23 protein-coding genes and 1 riboswitch are annotated in these 21,742 nt (G+C 49.4%); of the genes, 20 read left to right on the forward strand and 3 right to left on the reverse strand.

Annotated features, from left to right (window positions below; genetic code table 11):
* Positions 1 to 2: 2 nt before the first annotated feature.
* The 7 genes from BLV50_RS13565 (at position 3) to BLV50_RS13595 (ending at position 5,070) form a co-directional block, all read left to right on the forward strand.
* On the forward strand, positions 3 to 449 hold the full coding sequence (locus BLV50_RS13565; RefSeq protein ID WP_090808201.1) for a hypothetical protein: 447 nt from the start codon (positions 3 to 5) through the stop codon (positions 447 to 449).
* 157 nt (positions 450 to 606) lie between these two features.
* Positions 607 to 1,386, forward strand: coding sequence for an MBL fold metallo-hydrolase (locus tag BLV50_RS13570; protein ID WP_090808203.1), 780 nt, complete (start codon positions 607 to 609; stop codon positions 1,384 to 1,386).
* 133 nt (positions 1,387 to 1,519) lie between these two features.
* The gene (locus tag BLV50_RS13575) at positions 1,520 to 2,386 is read left to right on the forward strand and encodes an RNA polymerase sigma factor (RefSeq protein WP_090808205.1); all 867 of its coding nucleotides are present in this window, start codon (positions 1,520 to 1,522) and stop codon (positions 2,384 to 2,386) included.
* 18 nt (positions 2,387 to 2,404) lie between these two features.
* Positions 2,405 to 2,986 carry an ATP-dependent Clp endopeptidase proteolytic subunit ClpP gene (gene clpP, locus BLV50_RS13580; RefSeq protein ID WP_062326868.1) on the forward strand — a complete coding sequence of 194 codons (582 nt, stop codon included), beginning with the start codon at positions 2,405 to 2,407 and terminating at the stop codon, positions 2,984 to 2,986.
* A 218-nt stretch (positions 2,987 to 3,204) separates the two neighbouring features.
* Positions 3,205 to 3,585 (forward strand): GntR family transcriptional regulator, encoded by a 381-nt coding sequence (locus tag BLV50_RS13585; RefSeq protein ID WP_063564387.1) that lies wholly within the window; start codon positions 3,205 to 3,207, stop codon positions 3,583 to 3,585.
* Positions 3,585 to 4,451, forward strand: a complete 867-nt coding sequence (locus BLV50_RS13590; protein WP_090808799.1) for an ABC transporter ATP-binding protein — start codon at positions 3,585 to 3,587, stop codon at positions 4,449 to 4,451. Before BLV50_RS13585 ends, BLV50_RS13590 begins: the two co-directional genes overlap by 1 nt.
* Positions 4,444 to 5,070 carry an ABC-2 transporter permease gene (locus BLV50_RS13595; protein WP_090808207.1) on the forward strand — a complete coding sequence of 209 codons (627 nt, stop codon included), beginning with the start codon at positions 4,444 to 4,446 and terminating at the stop codon, positions 5,068 to 5,070. The genes BLV50_RS13590 and BLV50_RS13595 overlap by 8 nt, the downstream gene beginning before the upstream one ends.
* A 178-nt stretch (positions 5,071 to 5,248) precedes the next feature.
* Here the strand turns inward: BLV50_RS13595 and BLV50_RS13600 are convergent, their stop codons facing one another.
* Positions 5,249 to 6,670: an aminotransferase-like domain-containing protein gene (locus BLV50_RS13600; RefSeq protein ID WP_231952662.1), complete on the reverse strand. Its 1,422-nt coding sequence runs from the start codon at positions 6,668 to 6,670 to the stop codon at positions 5,249 to 5,251.
* 120 nt (positions 6,671 to 6,790) lie between these two features.
* Between BLV50_RS13600 and BLV50_RS13605 the strand changes: the two genes are divergently transcribed.
* Positions 6,791 to 7,729: a DMT family transporter gene (locus BLV50_RS13605; RefSeq protein ID WP_090808209.1), complete on the forward strand. Its 939-nt coding sequence runs from the start codon at positions 6,791 to 6,793 to the stop codon at positions 7,727 to 7,729.
* A 22-nt stretch (positions 7,730 to 7,751) separates the two neighbouring features.
* Positions 7,752 to 8,075, forward strand: coding sequence for a hypothetical protein (locus tag BLV50_RS13610; RefSeq protein ID WP_143038122.1), 324 nt, complete (start codon positions 7,752 to 7,754; stop codon positions 8,073 to 8,075).
* 111 nt (positions 8,076 to 8,186) lie between these two features.
* On the opposite strand, the gene BLV50_RS13615 is transcribed toward BLV50_RS13610, so the two are convergent.
* Positions 8,187 to 8,990, reverse strand: a complete 804-nt coding sequence (locus BLV50_RS13615) for a Cof-type HAD-IIB family hydrolase (RefSeq protein WP_090808213.1) — start codon at positions 8,988 to 8,990, stop codon at positions 8,187 to 8,189.
* Between the two features lie 233 nt (positions 8,991 to 9,223).
* A complete protein-coding gene (locus BLV50_RS13620; protein ID WP_090808215.1) occupies positions 9,224 to 10,225 on the reverse strand; it encodes a lipoate--protein ligase in 1,002 nt (333 codons plus the stop codon).
* A 211-nt stretch (positions 10,226 to 10,436) separates the two neighbouring features.
* On the opposite strand from BLV50_RS13620, the gene cobD reads away from it, so the two are divergent.
* The 11 genes from cobD to BLV50_RS13675 all read left to right on the forward strand — a co-directional run bounded on the left by cobD (position 10,437) and on the right by BLV50_RS13675 (position 21,652).
* Positions 10,437 to 11,585 carry a threonine-phosphate decarboxylase CobD gene (cobD, locus tag BLV50_RS13625; protein WP_090808216.1) on the forward strand — a complete coding sequence of 383 codons (1,149 nt, stop codon included), beginning with the start codon at positions 10,437 to 10,439 and terminating at the stop codon, positions 11,583 to 11,585.
* A complete protein-coding gene (locus BLV50_RS13630) occupies positions 11,566 to 12,384 on the forward strand; it encodes an adenosylcobinamide amidohydrolase (RefSeq protein ID WP_090808218.1) in 819 nt (272 codons plus the stop codon). Before cobD ends, BLV50_RS13630 begins: the two co-directional genes overlap by 20 nt.
* Before the next feature lie 44 nt (positions 12,385 to 12,428).
* Complete coding sequence (cbiB, locus tag BLV50_RS13635) at positions 12,429 to 13,409, forward strand: adenosylcobinamide-phosphate synthase CbiB (RefSeq protein ID WP_090808801.1); 981 nt, start codon at positions 12,429 to 12,431, stop codon at positions 13,407 to 13,409.
* On the forward strand, positions 13,400 to 14,047 hold the full coding sequence (locus tag BLV50_RS13640) for a histidine phosphatase family protein (protein WP_177031182.1): 648 nt from the start codon (positions 13,400 to 13,402) through the stop codon (positions 14,045 to 14,047). Before cbiB ends, BLV50_RS13640 begins: the two co-directional genes overlap by 10 nt.
* 166 nt (positions 14,048 to 14,213) lie before the next feature.
* Positions 14,214 to 14,351, forward strand: a riboswitch (cobalamin riboswitch).
* Positions 14,352 to 14,550: 199 nt separating this feature from the next.
* A complete protein-coding gene (locus BLV50_RS13645) occupies positions 14,551 to 15,555 on the forward strand; it encodes an ABC transporter substrate-binding protein (RefSeq protein ID WP_371121646.1) in 1,005 nt (334 codons plus the stop codon).
* Entirely contained in the window at positions 15,552 to 16,598 is a 1,047-nt protein-coding gene (locus tag BLV50_RS13650; protein ID WP_090808224.1) for a FecCD family ABC transporter permease, read from the forward strand. The genes BLV50_RS13645 and BLV50_RS13650 overlap by 4 nt, the downstream gene beginning before the upstream one ends.
* Positions 16,595 to 17,416 carry an ABC transporter ATP-binding protein gene (locus tag BLV50_RS13655; RefSeq protein WP_371129249.1) on the forward strand — a complete coding sequence of 274 codons (822 nt, stop codon included), beginning with the start codon at positions 16,595 to 16,597 and terminating at the stop codon, positions 17,414 to 17,416. Before BLV50_RS13650 ends, BLV50_RS13655 begins: the two co-directional genes overlap by 4 nt.
* Positions 17,417 to 17,463: 47 nt before the next feature.
* Positions 17,464 to 18,594 carry a nicotinate-nucleotide--dimethylbenzimidazole phosphoribosyltransferase gene (gene cobT, locus BLV50_RS13660; RefSeq protein ID WP_090808805.1) on the forward strand — a complete coding sequence of 377 codons (1,131 nt, stop codon included), beginning with the start codon at positions 17,464 to 17,466 and terminating at the stop codon, positions 18,592 to 18,594.
* The gene (cobU, locus tag BLV50_RS13665; protein WP_090808227.1) at positions 18,591 to 19,151 is read left to right on the forward strand and encodes a bifunctional adenosylcobinamide kinase/adenosylcobinamide-phosphate guanylyltransferase; all 561 of its coding nucleotides are present in this window, start codon (positions 18,591 to 18,593) and stop codon (positions 19,149 to 19,151) included. The genes cobT and cobU overlap by 4 nt, the downstream gene beginning before the upstream one ends.
* A complete protein-coding gene (gene cobS / locus BLV50_RS13670) occupies positions 19,148 to 20,038 on the forward strand; it encodes an adenosylcobinamide-GDP ribazoletransferase (protein WP_090808229.1) in 891 nt (296 codons plus the stop codon). Before cobU ends, cobS begins: the two co-directional genes overlap by 4 nt.
* 72 nt (positions 20,039 to 20,110) lie before the next feature.
* Complete coding sequence (locus BLV50_RS13675; RefSeq protein ID WP_090808807.1) at positions 20,111 to 21,652, forward strand: cobyric acid synthase; 1,542 nt, start codon at positions 20,111 to 20,113, stop codon at positions 21,650 to 21,652.
* The last annotated feature ends 90 nt before the right edge of the window (positions 21,653 to 21,742 follow it).

The following is a 21,742-nucleotide window of genomic DNA, read 5'->3' on the forward strand; positions in this document are numbered from 1 at the left end:
GGATGAGCGCTGAGTTTAAGTTGTCCCAAAATACAGCCATTCGGCTGGAACAGGCTCGTAGCAAAGGCATGTCGGATGCAGCTTTGTTGGAAGCGATACAGGCCAAAGATGTGGCTGCTTTTGATGCCGTGTCTGAGGAGCACTACAGATATGATGATCTTTTCTCCTATGCGGATGAGCATGGCGAGAATCTGGAAGGCGCGGTTAAAGACGGCTACCGGATTACCTTTAACACTCGTGGTGGTCTGGGGATCTACTTGGAGAAGTCCTTCGGATTACAGCCGGAGAGAGACTTCACAGTGGGTGAAGGCATCGTGACCGGGTTGAAATTAAAACCAGAGCAGGCAGATGTGCTGGCAAAACGCCTCGCATCAAACTGGGTGATTACCGAATCCAAAGATGTACCTGAGGGCCAAGAGCTGACGTTGAAGCTGCGGGCTTTGGTTTAGTGAAACAACAGACTGTCCCGTTTGCAGTGAATAACTGCGGCGGGATGGTCTTTTTTTTGCAAAAATAGAGGTGGCAGATTACAATTTACATATCATTAATCGGATGGAACATGAATTTGGGATGCATTGCTTCCGGGATAGAGAGGGGACTTTCATAATGAATCAGCTAACATTTCTGGGAACCGGGGATGCGATGGGTGCTCCGCGGGTGTATTGTGATTGTGACGTTTGCACAGAAGCCCGACTTACGGGGATCAATCGCCGCAAACGTGCTGCTGTTTTGATTCATAGTGATGGCGAGCACGAACCTTTCATGATTGACTGCGGACCGGACTGGAGATCACAGATGGAAGACCAGGGGATGCGGATGGTGCAGACGCTGCTGATCACTCATGCGCATTTTGATCATATTGGAGGCTTGCCCGAATGGGCAGATGCGTGTCGATGGTTGGGTGTAAAAGGGCAGTTGTATGCACCACGGGAGGTGATCGCGACCATCCAAAGTCAATTTCCATGGCTCGGTCGTCATATGAATTTCCTGGAAACGGATGCGGATATCGAACTCGGTGGGTGGAAGGTGCACTCCTGGAAAGTTTGCCACGGTCATAATGGCTATTCGTATGCGTATCGATTGGAACGTGAAGGATACACCTGGGCGTATTGCTCGGATGCCATTGATCTGAAAGCTGCGGAGAAGCAGCCGCTATACGGGCTCGATCTGCTGGTACTTGGAACGAGCTTTGTTCATGAACTTGCGGAATTCTCCACACGCTCGGTGTACGATATGGTTGAGGCGCAGGAGCTGTTGCAGGATTTGAAGCCGGGTCAGACCTATTTTACACATATGTCTCACGACGTCGATGTGCGCCAGAATTATGATCTGGATCAGGGGATTACGCTGGCACTTACCGGTCTGAAGGTGAAGCTGGGAGAATAGGACAACAATGCTAAAAATAAATTCAGAAGAGCGTATCCTTTACCGGAGGTTCTTCGTTTACATAGTGTAAGGCAATTACAGCAATTGAATTGAAGCAAGATCAATCAGGAACCAACAAAGGGGGGCCCCAAACATGGCCTTTGTGAAGTCCGTGGATTGCAGAATCAACAGACCACATAATGATAAACCAGTTGAACCATATAGCCATTCCGGTGTTCAAACCGGATATTCGTTAGAGCAAACGATTGAAGCTGCGCTTCCGAACCTGCTGGGCTCTTTATACGCCTACTGCATGTCAATAACTGGTTCAGTCTGGGAGACGGAGGATCTGGTTCAGGATACATGTGTTAAAGCATTATCCTCTTCAGCTACCCCAAGAACGGGAATGACAGAGGACATGAACTGGGAAGCCTATCTCATCCGCGTTGCACGCAACACCTGGATTGACGCCATACGGAAGCGTGAGAACTTGGCAAGCAAATTGGAAAGCATGAAGCCATTTATGCAAGAATTTGAGGAAGAAGAGCGATTCGAGGAAGTCGAGTCCGCTGTTCAAATCCTTGTGGATGAACTGCCACCGTGGCAGCGAGCGATATATATGTTACGTGATCTGATGGGATACACGACGGTAGAGACTGCTGAACTGTTGGACACGACGGAAGGGGCGGTCAAAGCTGCCCTGAGTCGTGCCCGCTCTGCTCTGGCGAAAGTGAGGCACAGCCTGAACGAAACGGATGCTGATCAGACCAATCAATTGGAAGAGTATCAGCAAAATCGGGAGGAACTGCGCAGCTATTTACTGGCGTTCCGCAGCGGTGATACAGCCCGTTTAATTGATTTATGCCTGAATCAGACCGATGATCCGATGGCTGTGGCGGGAACGATTTTGCAGCAGACTCTGCCGTCTCAATCGATGCAGCCAGTGATGTACAGTTATTCAAGCTCCGGTATGAGTTCAATGTCGTATGGGGGAGGATATACGGTCACCATGGTTGCGTAAACCGGGGAGGCAAAATGCATGAACGTGGTACCTTATGTTGTTGAACAGACAGCCCGCGGAGAGCGGAGCTATGATATTTATTCTCGTTTGCTGAAAGATCGGATCATTATGGTATCCGGGGAAATTGAGGATCAGATGGCCAATGCGATCGTGGCCCAGTTGTTGTTTCTGACCGCAGAGGACCCGGAGAAGGATATTCAAATGTATATCAACAGTCCTGGTGGTTCCGTGACTGCCGGATTCTCCATCTATGACACGATGCAATTCGTGAAACCTGACATTTCCACGATCTGCACAGGCATGGCAGCCAGCTTCGGTACGATCCTGCTGGTTGGTGGGACCAAAGGGAAACGGCTGGCGTTGCCAAACAGCGAAATCATGATTCACCAGCCGCTTGGCGGAACGCGGGGGCAGGCCTCGGATATGCTGATTCATGCCAACCGGATTATCCAGCACCGTCAGCGCCTCAATAAGCTGCTTGCCGATCATACGGGACAGCCGATGGAGCGGATTGAAAAGGATACAGACAGAGATTATTTCCTGACCGCTGCGGAAGCCGTCGAGTATGGTCTTGTGGATAAGGTGATTTCCAGTACGTAAGAAAAAAAGGTACCATACGTGCCAAGAAACACGACTAAAAAAACAAGGAAAATGAACAACAAAGTAGCCCGGGAGGTCATTCGACTTTTCGGGCTACTTTGCTGTTTTGTCTGTATTGGGAAAAAATTGAATGATTATTGACTCAGCCCATGTATAGTGTATATATTATATATATACACTATACATGGGCTGGATTGAAACCAGTGAGGTGAGAGAACATGAACATACTAATATCAAACGCATCAAGCGATCCCATCTACATGCAGATTCTAACCCAGATTAGACAGAGCATTTTAAGCGGGGAACTGGTTGCAGGGGAGAGTCTCCCCTCCATCCGTCAACTTGCAAAGGATCTGCAGGTCAGTGTAATTACTACCAAACGTGTCTATGAAGAACTTGAGAAAGAGAAACTGATTGATTCTGTCGTAGGCAAAGGCTCCTTTGTTTCCGGGGCCAATCAGGAGTTTATTCGGGAACAGCGGCTGAAACGAATCGAAGATAAAATGCTCGATATCCTTCGTGAGAGCAAGGAACTGGGCATGAGTGTTCAAGATGTAGTTAAGCATTTTACGTTGCTAGTTGAGGAGGAAGAAGCATGATGAACGCAATTGAGTTGCGCAACCTATCCAAAACGTACCCCTTATTCAAGCTGGATCATATCACTTTGGATGTAAAACAAGGTTATATTACCGGACTTATCGGCCCGAATGGAGCGGGAAAAAGCACACTGATCAACCTGATCACCGGCTTGATTCGTCCGGACTCCGGGAGTATCAAAACATTGGGAAAAGAGATGCCTGCTCAGGAAGTTAACGTTAAAGAACGCATTGGCATTGTTTCAGATGAATGTTTCTATTACGAGCATCTTACGATCCGTGAAATGAAAAGCATGATTGCTCCTTTTTATAAGAAATGGGATGAGAAGCAATTTAACAACTACCTGGAGCAATTCGAATTATCTTCCAAAAAGAAGATTGAAGAACTGTCCAAAGGCATGAAAATAAAATTTTCACTGGCTATCGCTTTATCTCACGATGCTGAGCTACTCATCATGGATGAGCCGACATCCGGGCTTGATCCTGTGTTTCGTAGAGAACTGCTTGACCTGCTTGCAGATGTAATACAGGACGAAACCAGATCCATTATTTTTTCCACTCATATTACGACTGATTTGGAGCGTATAGCAGACTATATTGCATTTATCCATAAAGGAAAGCTTGTCTTTAATGAAGCAAAGGATGATGTGCTTGAGAGATATACGATAGTAAAGGGGGACATGAAGCTGCTTGATGCAGACACCCGAAGGAAATTTGTGGGAATCCGTGAGACAGCGGTTGGTTTTGAAGGCTTGGCAGAAAACAAGGCGGAGGCAGAACGATTATTTGGCAATTATGCTCTTTTACATAGACCCTCCCTCGAAGACCTTATCTATTTTACGGCCAAGGGGGAAAAGCATCATGTTTAACTTGCTTCGCAAAGATTATATCGCTTTGAAAAGCTCGCTATGGTCCATCCTTTTTTATTTTGTTGTATTCAGTGTCGCATTTATCCCGACAGTGGAAATGTCGATGTATTTTGTAGGGATCTATACCGCTTTCGGTTCGATTATGCTTGCAACCATGATTGATATCAAAAACCATAATCATAAATTTCTTGTCACGCTCCCGCTTAGCCGCAGAAACATTGTGCAAGCGAAGTATCTGTCTGCCATTCTCTATACGCTTTTTGGAGTTTTCGCTTCGTCAGGCGCTCACTGGCTTGTTAACTTTCTTTTTCCTGAACTGAACAAGCCCGACTTATCGGTACTGGACATCCTGATTTCGGTTGGAATGGTGCTTGTTTTAATTTCAATCTATATGCCTCTTTTTTACGCCCTTAGTAAAAAGGGAGCGGGAATAATTAATACGGTTTTCATGATCGTTCTTATTATTTTAGCGCAACCTGTTGCCTCGCTCATGAATATGGCAGGCGAGAACGGAATGGCTCGTGCTTCGGTTTATGTTTTTGTTTCAGTTTGCATTCTTCTGTTGTTCATTGCCTCCTATTTTGTAACGGTCCGTCTGTTTGCAAGGAAGGATCTATAGGATGAATGGAGAGGGATTTCAATAAAAAACAATGATCTAACTAACTTTATCAGTCGAGAACAGAAGCAGCCCAAAAAGTCGCCATATGGCGACTTTTTATGTTACAGAAGATTTATAATTTGCGACCTGCTAGACAAGCTATCGTTAATCTGCAAATGCAGATTTTGCAAAAGTATCATCACGTATTTTCAGCCAACGCAATGAGTCTGCTCATGCCTTCTCGGATTTGCTGCTCGTGAGCATAGGAGAAGGAGAGACGCAGCTTGCGACTTGCGTTCGCATCGGAAGGATCGAATACCGTTCCCGGCACAAAAGCGACGGAATGCTCCATGCATCGGTGAAGCAAGCGCCCCGTATCTACACCTTCCGGAAGCTCCGCCCAGATGTTGAGTCCACCCTCAGGACGAGTCCACGTCCAATTGGTTTGTTGAAGGCACTGTTCCATTACTTCCATCCGCAGTTGAATGGCGGTACGCAGCTTGGACAAGTGCTGGTGCATGCGTGGGGACTGGAAATAACGGAGGAAAAGCTTCTGATTTAGCAGAGGTGATCCGTTATCTGTCAGTGCTTTTACGGCTTGTAATCCTGGCATGAACCGGGGACGGCACATAATGGCGGCAATCCTCAGACCCGGCACGACATATTTGCTATAGCTGCGAATATAGAGTGTATGCCCTGTAGTATCGTATGTGAAGATTGGCGCGGGAGGCTTTTCCTTGAAATAGATATCATAGGTGCTGTCGTCTTCCACCAGAAAACATCCGTACTGTTCTGCCAGTTCAGGTAGCTGTTTGCGCTGCTCGGTCGGAATATTGATGCCCGTAGGGTTTTGGAAGGTCGGCGTCATATAAAATACTCTCGGCTTTTCCTGCTTCATCAGGCGTTCAATCTGTTCCAGATCGTAGCCATGAGGATGAATATCCGTAAAAATTAACTTGGCACCTTGTTTGCGGAAAATTTCCATCGCAGGGCCATACGTTGGCCTCTCCATGAGCACACGGTCACCGGGTCTGACGAGACTGCGGGAGATTACATCAATGGCTTGCTGTGCCCCGGAAGTGATCAGCACTTCATCAGCCGAGATGTAGAAACGTTCTCTCGTCGTCAGATGGCTTGCCAAGGCACTACGCAGCTCCAGATCTCCTTGAATCGTGGAATACGTCCCAAGCAGACGGGGATATAAATCCAGCAAATCCCGCATTAATTCTCCCCAATATCGGTTTGGCAGCAGGGCGGGGTCGATCAATGATTTGGAAAATTGGTATTCCGCCTCAAGGGATTGCACGCGGGCAAGTGAATCCCAATGCAACCAGGCAGAGACTGCCGGGTCATCGGCCTGATCTGTCACGGGAGAAGGGTCAGCAGGGCTGACATAATAACCGGACTTATCCTTGACGTAAACGTTCCCCCGTTCCTTTAATTCCTGATAGGCCTTAAAAACGGTGAGGCGATGTACACCGAGCAGCTCGGACAGGCTCCGCACGGACGGCAGCTTCTCATGCTCTTTCCACTCTCCGGCTTCGATCCGTACAACCAGATAATGTACCACTTGCTCATATAGTTTCAGGCTGTTATCTGTCATCATAATGGCTTTGCCCACCCGGCTCACGCTCCTTTTGAACTCCATTGTAACAGCAAACGGGAACTAACTGTTCTGTTTTATTCATTCTGTTCTGTGGACAGTGCTATATGATGGAGAACAGATGAAGGAGGGGCTAGCATGGTTGCAGTAGCATTTACCGTAATGTGTCTTATTTTTGGAACAACGTTTCTAGCGATTAAAATTGGCGTGGAGGCAGGCATGCCGCCTTTTCTGTCGGCCGGACTACGCTTTATCATTGCAGGTGCTCTAATGTTTGCATGGATGTGGATGAAAGGGAAAGTGAACTTGTCTTTATTATGGCGGAAAGAGATGCTCTTGACGGGTGCGGGACTCACGTTCGGGACCTTTGCGACTTTGTATTGGGCTGAGCAATATGTGAGCTCGGGTGTTGGCGCGATTCTGTCAGCAACAGGTCCACTGATGATTATGGTGATGCAGACAGCGCTGTTGCGTCAAAAAACGTCTGCACGCATGATTGCGGGCTACCTGATCGGTTTTGCTGGAGTTATCCTCGTCGTGTTGCCGGGTGTATCGATTGGTGGTAGTTCCCTGTGGCTTTGGGGCTGTATTGCCGTATTGGTGGGTGAAGTCTGTTACTCGGCAGGTGCGTTGTACTCCAAAAAGGTCATTAACCAGTTTAAGGAGGCTAATCCTGTAGCGATCAATGCGGTGCAAATGATGTACGGAGGTGTACTGTTATCTGCGCTTTCAGCGGTGACCGAATCGTGGAGCACAACTGGACTGGATTGGATGCCGACGGTATCATCCCTGATCTATCTGACGGTAATCGGTTCGATGGTCGGGCACAGCTTGTTCTACTGGATCATGTCTCGTACCAACCCGTTATTCCCAGCGACCTGGTTATACATTTCCCCTCCGATTGCGGTCGGGCTTGGGGCGGTTCTCTACAATGAGCATGTAAGCTGGATTACATGGTTAGGCGTTGCGCTGATCGTTTCAGGTTTGCTGGCGATGAATGAGAAAGTGATGGGGTGGCTTAAAAAGGGAAAACGTACAACTTCATTGGGTCAGACTTCCAAATCCATGGTGAAATAGGGAATATATATTTTACGCAGGAATGAGGCGAGTAATCCATTTAAATAGACAGGGGATCGGTGCTGTTTTATTGTTTGCGGGAATCGTGCTCTATGGCATGATCCATATTGGGACCATTATTCATTTACCGGACGTAACGATCTGGTTCAATCAATGGGGCCGTTATCTGCAAGCCACTTTTGAAACGGGTGGCATCATTGGACTTATCTTGGCCATTTTTTTATTCATTATAGGAGTAACACTCCTGCTTCCTAGGCCATTGGCCGATTTATCCAAAGGGAGAGTAATGAAGGAGATCAGTGAGCGGAATCGTGAATTTGACGAGAAGTATGGCAAAATAGAATAATTAACAGTTTTATTACAGAAACAGCCCTGCACAAGCGATTCATCACCGTGCAGGGCTGTTTCATTGTATCTTGAAATAACATGTTTTATATGGATTCGACCTCTTAAAAGCTTACTCTGCGTTCAGTACAAACTTCTCAATCACTTGCTTCACGCCGTCTTCTTTATTGCTCGCGGTAATGTAATCTGCCAGCTCTTTCAGAGCAGGGATCGCATTTCCCATCGCTACACCAAGACCAGCAACTTCCAGCATCTCATGGTCATTCCAGGAATCCCCGATGGCAATGCACTCGCTCAATTGGTGACCGAAGTGTTCTGCCAGGAAGGTTAGTGCATGGCCTTTCGTTCCTTCGCGGTGCATAATTTCAAGGAAGTATGGCTTGGACTTGGTGATGTGTACTTCTGATCCGAGCAGTTCGCGCAGGGCAACCGCAACCTCATCCAAGTAATCCGGCTCATCGATGATGAGCAGTTTCGGTGTTTTTTGCTCGATCACTTTGATGAAATCCGGTTCGATGTGGTACTGAGTGCCATTCAGTTTGGCGTAGTCACGCAGCTTGTCGTTTTCTTCACGGGCGAAAAGTTTGTCGTCAATGTACGTCTGCAGGTGCAGATTATGCTCCAGGCAGTAGTCGTACAATTTGCGGGAAGCGTCCTGTGGAACGTAGCGTTCGTAGAGTACTTTTTCGTCCAGCAAGTTTTTCACCAAAGCGCCTTGATACGTAATGATTGGCACGTTCAGCTTCGTTTGGCGAGCGAGTGCTTGTGCAGAAGCATAGGCACGTCCGGTTGCCAGTGTTACAACGACACCATGAGCTACCGCTTGTTCCAGGGCAGTCTGTGTTGCAGGCGTTACTTCCTTGTTATCGTTGATCAGGGTATCATCAATGTCGATTGCGATTAATTTGTAGGTCATCTGTGTTTCTCTCCTTTTTTATCTGTATCTATTTAATTGAACTAAATAAACTCACACAAGCACTACGATGACAGAATAACCTTCCAATCACTGTTATCCCCAGATTTTTTGATCCCTCTTATAAGGGGGAAATCCGGTGATAAAGGTGAACGCTTCGCTTTTACAGGTTTTTTCTGTCCTCTCCGTTTCAGTGATCATAGTTAGTTCAAAACATCTATATACATCTAAATTGCTTACTCCTCAAGGAAGATGAGGCCAATAAAGTCCTCCAGCTCCAGGTTGCCGAAGTAATGTTTTACATCCAGACCCTTAAGTGCAGTACGCACCTCAGATTCCTCGTAACGCTTGCCACGCAGCATAGCTTCGATATCCGCCACATCGCCTACGCCGAAGAAATCACCAAAGATTTTGATATCTTCAATCCGTCCATCTTTGATATTCATGCGCAGATCGATGATACCGACAGGGAATTTACGTGTATGCTTCACATTGCTTTCCGGGGAAAGCCCGTAGTTCCAGTCCCAATTGTTATAACGCTCAGCAGAGATTTCGTTGATCTTGTCCCAGTCTTTCTCTGTGAGTTCATATTGAGGAACATCTTGTGGCTCCATACGGAAAATATGGCGGAGCAGCTCGTCCCGGAATTGTTCAATGGTCAGATTGCTGTCAATCAGATCACGAATATTCGCTACACGAGAGCGCACGGATTTGGTGCTCTTGGACTTGAACTTCTCCGGATTAACGTTGAGTGAAGCCTGGACGTGGTCGAGGTTCAGGTTAAACATTAATGTGCCGTGACTGAACATGCGGCCACGCGTAGAGAATTGGGCATTGCCCGAAATTTTCTTCTCTCCCACTTGCAGATCGTTGCGTCCCGTCAGTTCGGCATTAACGCCAAGCTCTTGCAGGGCTTCCACCACAGGCTGCGTGAATTTGCGGAAGTTGTGGAAGGATTGTCCGTCATCCTTGGTAATAAAGCTGAAATTGAGGTTGCCCAGATCGTGATAAACGGCTCCGCCTCCCGAAAGACGACGTACGACTTGAACACCGTTATCCTGAACATACTCAATGTTGATCTCTTCAATGGTATTCTGGTGTTTTCCGATAATAATGGACGGGCGGTTGATGTAAAACAGCAAGTAACTGTCATCCATCGGCAGATGCTTCAGAATGTATTCCTCAATGGCGAGGTTTACAGAAGGATCTGTAATGCCCTGGTTATCAACAAACAGCATGGTCATTCCTCCATTAATGTATGTGAGGGATGCATATCCCTTATGTAGTGATGCTTTACGGAATCGAAATTCCTTCTCTATTGTAAACGAATTGTCGAAAGGACACAAAGAAATTGAAGCCGCAAAGGGCTTGAATAGCCAAATCAGGATTGACCCCTGCCTGCCACCACATCCATAATAAAAAGGACATGCAGAAAGGATGACGGACAGGATGACCGGTTTAATTGAAGTTTTCGGACATGGCGGTGATGTGGAGACGGCCGCGGCACGTTTTGGAGGGAATCCTGCGGATTTCCTCGATTTTAGCGCAAACATAAATCCTTTGGGTCCACCTCGGGAAGTACTGGAGGCTCTGGAGCAAGGATTACATATGGTACTTCGTTACCCCGATCCGGGCCATCGGGCGTTCAAAATGTTGCTTAGTGACCGACTGGGTTTAACCCCGGATCACATATCTGTGGGCAATGGGGCGGCGGAAAGTATGGCTCTAATCTTACTTGGACTCGCGCCTCGTAGAGTAGGTACGGTAGAGCCCGGCTTTTCAGAGTACAGTGCATTATCCAGACAATTTGGAGCAGAAGTCCACCATGTTCAAGGACGGGAAGAGCTGGACTGGCGAGCAGAACCGGAAGATATTGAGAAGCTGATGGAGCGGGTGGACCTGCTATTCCTTGGACAGCCCAACAACCCCAATGGGGTACAGTATCCGGTGGACGTTCTGCAACGGCTTGCTCGTAAAGCAGAGACAACAGGCACAATATTGGTTGTCGATGAGGCATTTATCGATTTTATTGCTGAATCACAGCGGCAATCGCTGGCGTCCAGCTTGAAAGAGTATCCGCAAGTGATCATCATTCGTTCAATGACCAAGTTTTATGCGATACCAGGCCTGCGTCTGGGTTATGCGATGGGGCGTCCCGAACTGATCCGTGCCATGACAGAGAAACAAGTCACCTGGAGTGTGAATGGGCTGGCACTGATCGCAGGAGAAGCCTGTTTGCGCAGCGGAGAGGATTTTGAACAGGAGACATTGGCACTGGTTTCACACGAGCGGGGGAGATTAACGGAAGGCCTGAAGGCTTTGGGATGTAAGGTGACGCGAGGGGAAGCGAACTTTATACTGTTAGCTCTGCCAGAGCCGTGGACAGCGACGTCCATCCAGGCTGCCCTCGGTGAACGCGGTATACTGATCCGAAGCTGCGCAATGTATCCCGGACTTGGGGAACGACATGTACGTTTTGCGGTCAAGGACGCGGAGGCTAACGGACGTTTTCTGGAAACGATAGGAAATGTAATTACGTCTAATCCGACAACCGGATTAGAGGCAGGGGGACAAAGCGATGGCACTGCCATTCTATAATTATTATTCCCATGTACAAAAGGACCAAAATGAATACAGATCTTCTGTATGGCCAGGATTATTCGTCTCTGCACATGAACGGCATATTAAAGCGTCCAGCCCCTCTGTTGTAACAGCACTCTCCAGTGCCGTGTATGAGGGCGGCATGATTGAACTGGATCGTATATTCAACATCTATGTGGACAAACATTATCGCTGTGACGATCCACCACGTGATATTGCTGATCTGTTGAGTGAATGGCAGGAGCAGCAGGATCAATGTGCCGGTCTTCTGACTGCCGTTCGATTGGAGCACACAGCGATCCAGGAATACGAAAGTGATGAGTTCGGATTACTTTGCTGCACTACAGCAGGGGTATCCAATGCAGCGAGGGCAGGTTCTGCAAGAACTGTGTTCGATGCTGCGGGGAATGAGATGAGCAATGGGACGGTGTCCCAGAAAATTGGGAAGGTTTCGGCTTCAACCTATACTCCCGGTACGATCAATATCATGTTGTGGATGAATGGGCGTATGACTGCTGGAGCGATGGTGAATGCCATTCAGACTGCGGTAGAGGCGAAGGCCGCTGCGTTAGCTGATTTCGGTGTGGCCGATTCAGAGAATGGTCTAACCGCAACCGGAACAACAACGGATGCCATCGTACTCGCGGTAAGCCAGGCTGAAGTAAATAAACCGCTCATCAGTTACGCCGGGACGGCTACGGTCATGGGTGCAGCGATCGGCAGGCTGGTGTATGACACGATAATGGAAAGCCTGAAAGCCGCGCAGGAGTGGAAAGAGAGGAATAACAAGCAATGACATCTCTACTGATTCAATGGGCTTCTTGGCCGATCTGGACGGGAATGGCTGGAGCCTGGATTATTGTAGGAGCATACATATTGGATCGCTGCATCGGAGATCCACGCTGGATTCCTCATCCGGTGATTGGTATGGGAAAGGCCATCTCTGCACTGGAGCGGGCGATAAGATCGCGGGCGGACTCGAACCAGGCTCTCAAAAGAGCGGGCGTATTATTTCCCCTTTTGATTGCAGGCGGTTCTTTTGCACTGACTTGGGGATTGATCTATGTGCTGGGTCTTATTCATCCCGCTGTTGCGGTTGTGGCAGAAGTGGTGTTAATCGCAACCACCATTGCCTCGAAAGGTTTGAAGGATGCAGGTATGGAAGTTTACCGCCATCTGAGTCAACAAGATTGGCCTGCGGCGAGACGTTCACTGGGTATGATTGTAGGACGTGATACGGCTCATCTGGATGAACCGGAGGTTGTGCGTGGGACGGTAGAGACTGTGGCGGAGAATATCGTGGATGCCATCGTCTCTCCACTGTTCTATGCCCTGATTGGTGGTGCACCACTTGCCATGGCCTATCGAGCGGTGAATACACTGGATTCGATGGTAGGTTATAAAAATGAAAAATATCTGCATCTCGGTTGGGCGTCTGCCCGTCTAGATGATTGGGCCAACTGGATTCCCGCGCGGCTTACCGCCTTACTGTTAATTATGGGAGCCTGGTTCATGAAGTTGGATGCCAGAGGGGCAGCACGCATGGTGTCCCGGGATGCACGACTGCACCCAAGCCCGAATAGCGGTTTCCCCGAGTCGGCGGTGGCCGGAGCGCTGGGCATAAGACTTGGCGGGCATAACGTATATCACGGCGTGGCTTCATTTCGCGCATATATGGGCGAGCCTACTAGACGGATGGAAGCAGAAGATATTGTACGAACAACACGGCTTATGTTCTGGTCGGCAGGTTCTTTTGTTTTATTATGTTGGTTGGTCACCTTCGGGATATGGTCTGCTGGAGGTGCACTGTTATGGAGATAGAAGCTGGACATGGTGGCATGCAAAGCCGCGATATTATGTTGATACGTCATGGTACAACGGCGTGGAACTTGGAAAAAAGGTATCTTGGGCATACTGACATCGGACTGTTGCCTGAGGCAAAGCAGGAGCTATCTTCGCTGCGTGAGCAGTGTAGCGATATCACATGCGACGCCTTGTATTGCAGTGATATGCTGCGTTGTCAGCAGACACTTTCACACATTGCATCGTCCCAAATGGGACAGGCCAAGCTTGATGCCCGACTAAGGGAGATCGACTTTGGTCAGTGGGAGGGGTTGACCTACGATCAGCTCAAGGACAATTCGCAGTACCGAGACTGGATCGATGCGCCGCATGAGGTAACGCCACCGAGTGGCGAGCCTTGGACAGCATTTGCAGCGCGGATTGATTCATTTATGGAAGAGTGTCTGATGTCCTTTTCACCAATACTGCACTCTCGCAGCATAAACGTGCCAAAAGTAGCCGTGATTACGCATGGCGGTGTTATTCGTTATATTGTGTCACTTCTCATTCCGAATCAAGATTTCTGGGATACGCAGGTAGTACCAGGACAAGCGATAAAGATCCGGCTGGCTGGCGATGGGGATAGCTGGGTTGGAACCAGATTGACTTTTCCGTAAATCGGGTTGTAAGGATGTACAATATAACCTATAATCACAACAGAAGTGTGACTTAGCAAGTGCATCATCGGATGGAGGCTCAACAAGCCCTGCCAACGATGCAGGATGCTCACTTGAATGGTTAAACAATATTAGCGACCATGGGTCCCGAGTGCATGCAGTAATGTTTCATGCTTTTATATAAGGCGATGAACGGCAAACGGGTGAAATAGGGAAGCCGGTGTAAATCCGGCACGGTCCCGCCACTGTAAATCAGGATGAATTCCTGTAAGTCAGGTTACCTGCCCTGGACGTATAAACCGGTGTTCCTTCGAGGAAAGGACAGCGTTTCGGGCAGTTCTCTGTGCATATACAGCGCCAAGCTGATCATGCGCAGATCGCCACATGCGAGACGTCATCCCTGATCCTGACCCAAGGATTAGGGATTTTATTTTTTCGGAACACAAATTCAAGCGGAATTGGGACAGGAGCACTACTCACTAGAATGGATAGAGAAGGGGAGAATGAACACAATGAATTTCAAGACATGGAAAGGCGTAGCGTCACTGCTGAGCGCAGCGATGCTGGCACTGACGTTGGCCGGATGTGGTACAACAACAACGAACGAGGGTACAGGAACCTCGCAACCTGCACAGGAGCAATCCCAGGAACAGGCGAAAACAGATCTCAAAACACAATATCCACTCACGGTTACAGATGCTACGGGTGAATCATTTACCTTTGACAAAGCACCAGCCAAAATCGTATCCGTATCTCCGGCTGAAACGGAATCCCTGTTCGCACTCGGATTGGACGAGCAGATCGTAGGGGTATCCGACTATGACGATTATCCGGAAGCAGCAACAAAGAAACCAAAAATGGGCGGCATAACAAAGCCTAATGAAGAGTCGATCATTGCAGCTGAAGCTGACATCGTATTTACAGGTATCTCGATGAGCAAAGAGTCGGTGAAGAAACTGCGCGATCTGGGCATTACCATTTTCAAAACAGATCCTAAATCAGTGGATGATGTGATGAATAACATTGAAACTTTTGGTAAAATCACGGATCATCAGGAAAAAGCACAGGAGATCATCACCCAGATGAAAAAAGATGTGGCTGATGTAACTGAAGCTGTGAAGGCAGTTAAACCAGAAGAAAAGAAAAAAGTATACGTTGAATTCTCTCCAGGCTGGACTGTGGGTAAAGGCGAATTCATGGATGAATTGATCACACTTGCCGGAGGAAACAACGTAGCTTCCGACTTGACTGGCTGGAATCAGATTAATGAAGAGAACATTATTGCTTCTAACCCGGACGTCATTCTATATGCGAACGATGTCATTGATGAAAATTCCAAAACATTGGATCAAATCATCAAAGCACGCAGCGGATGGGATCAAATCACGGCTGTGAAAAACGATGCAGTCATCGGTCTGGATGCCAACCTGTTGAGCCGTCCGGGACCACGGGTAACCCAAGGTCTGAAAGAAGTAGCCAAAGCGATCTACCCTGATCTGTTCAAATGAGTAAAAAGCTGGCAGTGTACGGAACGGCCGGAATTGTGCTGCTTGTGTTAACCGTGCTCATCTGCACGGGCATCGGTTCGGTTGCCCTGCCTGTCCGGGACATTGCGGGCATCTTGCTTCATCGCATCCCCTGGCTGGGCGACTGGATTGTTCCTGACTGGAATACAGCAGCAGAACAGATTATATGGAAGGTCAGATTCCCACGTGTACTGCTTGCCGTGCTTGTAGGTGCATCGCTGGCGATTGCCGGAACTGGATTCCAGGGGGTTCTTCGTAACCCTCTGGCTGATCCGTTTACCCTGGGCGTATCGTCCGGTGCATCGGTAGGTGCGGCTTTTCTGATTTTTTTCGGATTGCAGTATGCACTGATTGGGATCTGGACTCTGCCACTGGTCGCGTTTCTGACGGGAGTAGTTACATTGTGGTTTGTGCTGGCCCTCGCTCGTGAGGGACGCAAAATACCGACACACAGCCTCATTCTGGCTGGCGTGGTCATGCAAAGTTTCCTGGGAGCCGTAGTCTCCTTCCTGTCGACCATGTCGAAGCAGACAATCAATGAAATTATATACTGGACGATGGGAAGTCTGGCACTGCGTGGGTGGTCGTATACGGCCATCCTTTTCCCGTATTTTGTGCTGGGGCTGATTTTCCTCTGGAGCCGTGCGCGTTCGTTGAATGTGCTTGCCTTGGGGGAACGACAGGCTGCTCATATCGGGGTTAAGGTGGATGGATTGAAACTGTCGGTGTTAGCTGTGGGTACGCTGCTTACGGCAGGCGCTGTCTCCGTATCCGGCGTGATTGGCTTCGTCGGATTGGTCATTCCGCATATTCTTCGGCTCATCGTCGGACCTGATTATCGATTGCTGGTGCCTTTGTCCGCGATTGGGGGAGCCATCTTCATGGTCTGGGCAGATACGATTGCACGCTCATTGCTGGCCCCAACCGAAATTCCGCTGGGTGTGGTTACGGCTTTCGTTGGAGCGCCATTCTTCGCGTATCTGCTACACCGGAACAAAAAGCTGCGGAAGGGGATGATGCCATGAGCACATTCATGAAAACAGACCTTACCGAGAGCCGGCCGATGATAGAGGTCACGGAAGCTGGTAAAATGTATGGTAACCATCGGGCTCTGCATGCAGTGGACTGGAAAGTCAAAGAGGGTGAATGGTGGGGCGTTGTTGGTCCAAACGGCAGTGGAAAATCGACCCTGATTCAGCTACTTGCCGGAACCGAACAGCCGAACGCAGGCAGCATACAGATTGATGGACGCGACATTTCCTCATACACCCGTAAAGATTTGTCACGTATGATTGCGGTCTTGCAGCAGGATGGTCTGCCGGCCATCTCTTATCCCGTAAGAGATGTTGTCGAGATGGGACGTTACCCTTATCAGAACTGGCTTGGCAAAGAATCGTCGGATGGAGCAGCAGTAGTTGATAAGGTGTTAGAGGAGTTGGGTCTGAGTGACATGGCCGAACGACCTTTGGATGCACTGAGTGGCGGGCAACGGCAGCGGGTTGCGCTTGCCAAAGTCATGGCTCAGGAACCCAGACTATTATTGCTGGACGAGCCAACCACCTTTCTCGATATCAAATATCAATTGCAATTCATGGAGTTATTATCAGCGTGGCGTCAAAAAAATCATATTACGATTGTGGCAGTGCTGCATGATCTGAATCTGGCCGCGCAATTTTGCGATCATATTCTGGCGCTACGTGACGGGACTTGTGTAGGCAGTGGCACACCCCATTCGTTGATGACGGAAGAGAACATTCGGGAGATCTTCCGGGTGAGCCCGGCCATGGTGAATCATCCCGACAATGGATTGCCACAGCTTTTGCTAAGACGAGAGAAGAAATGAATGAGGCGGGGGAGACCCCATATTTTGATAAAGGAAGTGCTGGCTGTATGAATAATGAACAGGTGTTGGAACAGTTAATGGGTCGGATCGTGGGTCCACATGAGGCAGTTGCGGCTGAAGCTTCCGCGCATGTGGATGCATTGACGAAGCCACCCGGCAGTCTGGGCAAGCTTGAACAGCTAGTTATTCGTCTGGCGGGGATCACCAGTGAGGCTCGGCCTTGCTTTGATCGAAGAGCTGTCATCGTTATGGCTGCGGATCATGGGGTGGTTGAAGAAGGGATTAGTGCTTTTCCTGCTGAGGTAACGCCGCAGATGGTCCTGAATTTCCTAGCAGGGGGAGCGGCTGTCAATGTACTTGCGCGCCACGCTGGAGCTCATGTGATCTGTGTGGATATCGGGGTGAATGCGGATCTGGATCATCCAGACCTGGTCTCCCGTAAAGTCCGTAAAGGAACAGCCAACATGGCGAAGGGTGCTGCCATGACCCGGGGCGAGGCGATTCAGGCCATTCTTGCAGGAGTTGAAGTGGTCTCCACCGAGGTTGCGAAGGGAACGAAGTTGTTTGTGACCGGAGAGATGGGGATCGGGAATACAACTGCTAGCGCTGCGGTGATGTGTGCATTAACCGGAACAGCACCTGCTTCAGCGGTTGGCCGGGGAACAGGCGTAGATGATATCGGTTTGCAGCGCAAAGCCGCAGTAGTCAGCCAAGCCCTCAGCGTGAATGCTCCGAATGCAGACGATGCACTCGATGTACTGTGCAAAGTGGGCGGACTGGAGATTGCCGGACTGACAGGCGTGATTCTTGCTGCTGCTGCAAACGGATGCCCGGTTGTCGTGGATGGATTTATCTCCACCGCTGCCGCGTTGATTGCAAGTCATCTTGCTCCGCTCAGTACAGAATACATGATTGCTTCCCACACATCGCATGAAAGTGGACATGCAGCGTTGCTGCGTGAACTGGGCCTGAAGCCCATGCTGGATCTGGACATGCGACTGGGTGAAGGTACCGGAGGCGTGCTTAGTCTTCATCTGATTGATGCGTCATGCCGCATTTTGAACGAGATGGCGACATTTGCAAGTGCGGGTGTATCTGGTGGCACGAACGAGACTCAACCTACGGAGTCTTCATCAGCTTCTGCTGATTCCTCTGTACAAGGAGAGGTATCCTCATGAGTGTACTCGTGACAGGCGGGGCGCGAAGTGGCAAAAGTTCGTTTGCCGAGCGTCTCTGTATGCAGCGATCCTCTGAGGCTTGGTATGTCGCTACGGCTCAAGCTTATGATGACGAGATGCGCGAGCGTATACGCCTGCATCAGAGCCAGCGGGATGAAGCAGGATATCTATGGCATACGGTGGAGGAACCGCTGGCATTGCCTGAGTTAATTACACGAATGGGAGAGTCCCATACAGGTACGTTTGCACCGACCGTTCTGGTAGATTGTCTGACACTGTGGCTCAGCAATGTGCTGTTAGCGCATGAACATGAACCAGTGCAGGTGCTGTACGATCATATGGATGCGCTGGTAGCGGCCATCCAGTCGTATCCGGGTCTGCTCGTGCTTGTCACCAATGAAGTAGGGGACGGTATTGTGCCGGAGTATGCGCTGGGCAGAAGATATCGGGATCTGGCGGGCATTCTCAATCAGCGGATTGCCGCGGTTTGCCGCGAAGTGTTTCTGGTGACAGTGGGCATTGCGATTGAGCTGAAAAGCAGGGAGTATCGATTATGAGTAAAGGCGATCTTGAACAAAAACATGCGGCTGCGGCCGCTTTTCAATTTCTGTCCCGTTTCCCGGTGAAAATGCAGCTTGATTTCGTCCCGCCATTATTGCGGGAGAGTGTAGTGTATTACCCGCTGGTTGGTGCGGTCATCGGATTATGCGTCTGGCTGGGCGGAGCCCTGACGGGTGCACTGCTTCCATCGTTTCCGGCAGCGGTGTTAACCTTGACGTTATGGGTATGGCTAACCGGAGGCCTTCATCTGGATGGCTGGATGGATACGGCAGATGGGCTACTCAGTTATCGAACCCGTGAGCGAATGCTGGAGATTATGAAAGACAGTCGTGTGGGGGCCATGGGCGTAATCGCCTGTGTCCTGCTGTTGATGATGAAAGCAGCATTGATTGCTGACTTTATCGCACGTGGTAACTGGGCCTATGGAGCTTTGCTCATCCTGCCGATGATCTGGAGCCGTTGGTTCATGGTATATGCCATGGCGGCCTGGCCGAATGCCCGCAAGGACGATGGACTCGCTGTCCTGTTCAAGGGATTGGGGGAACGGAGGGAAGTCCAGCGTGCACGAAGCTCCGCGGTTGGGCTAACCATTCTGGCAGGTGTGATCACATGGGCTGCGGTATGGATCTTCCAGCCGGATACAGCCATGTTCCAGGTACTGGCGACGGAGAATGGATTGGGGACGTTACCATGGTGGCTATATCCTGTTGCAGCGATCATTGTGGTACCATTGGCTGGTTATGTGATTGGCAAATTCGTTGCCGGGCGTATCAGCGAAAGGCTGGGTGGACTTACAGGGGACACATATGGAGCCATGAATGAGCTGCTTGAGGCCGCACTGCTAACGGTACTTAGTCTGTTACAGGGATTCTTTTTGATATAACGCTGAGAGTGGTGGTGAGGGAACGTGGAAGATACTTCTGCACAAACGTCCGAACAAAAGGCAGCAGTAGTAATGCTGCAAGGGACGGCATCGGATGTGGGGAAAAGTGTAATTACGACGGCCTTATGCCGAATATTCAAGCAGGATGGCTTCAGGCCGGCTCCGTTCAAATCACAGAACATGGCACTGAATTCTTACGTCACGGAAGACGGCAAGGAAATCGGAAGAGCCCAAGGAGCACAAGCCGAGGCATGCGGCATTGAAGCGACAACGGATATGAATCCAATCCTGATCAAGCCGGTTCGGGATATGCATTCCCAGATTGTCGTGCACGGTGTGCCTCTTACACAGATGAGTGCATGGGACTACCGGCAGCATTTCCTGCCCCAAGCCAAACAAACGGTCATGGATGCACTGAATCGGTTGCGCGCGACGTATGATATTGTGCTGATGGAAGGTGCAGGCAGTCCGGCGGAGATCAATCTGAAGGATCGGGATATCGTTAACATGAATCTGGCGGGCTGGGCGGATGCTCCAGTTATTCTGATCTCGGATATTGATCGTGGTGGTGTCTTTGCCTCCATTGTAGGTACACTGGAGCTGCTTGAGCCGCACGAGGTTCAGCGTGTAAAAGGATTCATCATCAACAAGTTTCGTGGAGATCTGTCCTTGCTGCAGCCTGGGTTGGACTGGCTTGAAGAACGGACAGGTATTCCCGTATTAGGCGTATTGCCTTACATAAGTGATATTCAGATTGAAGCGGAAGACTCCGTGGTACTGGATTCCATGCGACACGGCAAATCCGGTCAGCAGGAGCTGGACCTTGCGGTAATTCGTTATCCGCGTATTTCCAACTTTACAGACTTTGATGCCCTTTCCAGGGAGCCGGATGTGAATGTGCGATACGTGACTTCTCCCGATGAACTAGGGTATCCCGACGCCATTCTGCTTCCGGGTACGAAGGATACGATCGGTGATCTGACATTTCTGCGTGCGTCAGGACTGGAGCAAGCGATTGCCAGCCAGACGGAGCGTGAACACGTTCAGCTTGTCGGGATATGTGGTGGATATCAGATGCTCGGTCAGCATCTCAAAGATCCATTTGCGGTAGAAGCGAATCAGATTCAGGAAGCCCATGGATTGGGATGGCTGCCCCTATCGACAACATTTCTACAGAACAAACAAACGGTGAGAGCCTCTGGGCATGTACACGGTCTTCATCCAATTCGTTTGCCCAAGGAAAGTGATGCAGCAAACTCGTTGCCGATCAATGGATACGAGATTCATATGGGTGTTACCGAGTGTATTGAGCCTGAACGTGTAACGGCCTTATTCGAAATCGCCCATCCGGGAGGTCAATCCTTCAATGAAGGCTGGGGCACGACTGACGGCAAAGTGTGGGGAACGTACCTACATGGTTTGTTTGAAAGTGATCAATTCCGGCGCTCATGGCTTAATGGTCTACGTGAAGGAAAAGGGCTTGCTCCGTTGCTGGAGACGTACAGCGCACGTGAACGTAAGGAAATGGAGTTTGACCGTGTAGCTGAATCATTACGTTCTTCTTTGGATATGCAGCGTTTATACGAGATTATGGGCGTTCAGGCACCTGAATAAAAGGAAGCATCCTGATGTGCAGTCCAAAAGAATACCCCCATGCGTGGCAACGTTCCTTGAAACCTGGAACGATGCTGAGCATGGGGGTAT

It is taken from the genome of Paenibacillus sp. 276b (assembly GCF_900107875.1).
GTDB classification, from domain to species: domain Bacteria; phylum Bacillota; class Bacilli; order Paenibacillales; family Paenibacillaceae; genus Paenibacillus; species Paenibacillus marchantiae.